Source organism: Idiomarina sp. ST10R2A5, from assembly GCF_051842325.1.
Classification (GTDB): Bacteria; Pseudomonadota; Gammaproteobacteria; order Enterobacterales; family Alteromonadaceae; genus Idiomarina; species Idiomarina abyssalis.
Window position 1 is genome coordinate 1 of the sequence record NZ_JBNIEX010000094.1, and the last position, 232, is coordinate 232.

Genomic DNA, 232 nt, shown 5'->3' on the forward strand with positions numbered 1-232 from the left:
CACCGTTCCCGACCACGGCGCGACGAGCGATCCCATCCCCGAGCCGGTAGCTGCCGTGCGGAGTCAAGACGTGAGGGAGGCCTGTTCAGCCCGGCTCCCGCCCGTCGGCTTCGGCTGTTCGCGCTACCGCGACGGGGAGTACGTCGAGCGAGCCGAGTCGCTCGCGACGGCGCTTGACGCTGGCTACCGCCTGTTCGACAGCGCCGAGCTGTACGGCAACGAACACCGGATC

1 pseudogene is annotated in these 232 nt (G+C 69.8%); it reads left to right on the top strand.

The features are described from left to right. Positions 1–232, top strand: a pseudogene (locus ACP7FG_RS13255) (hypothetical protein); the annotation flags it as partial.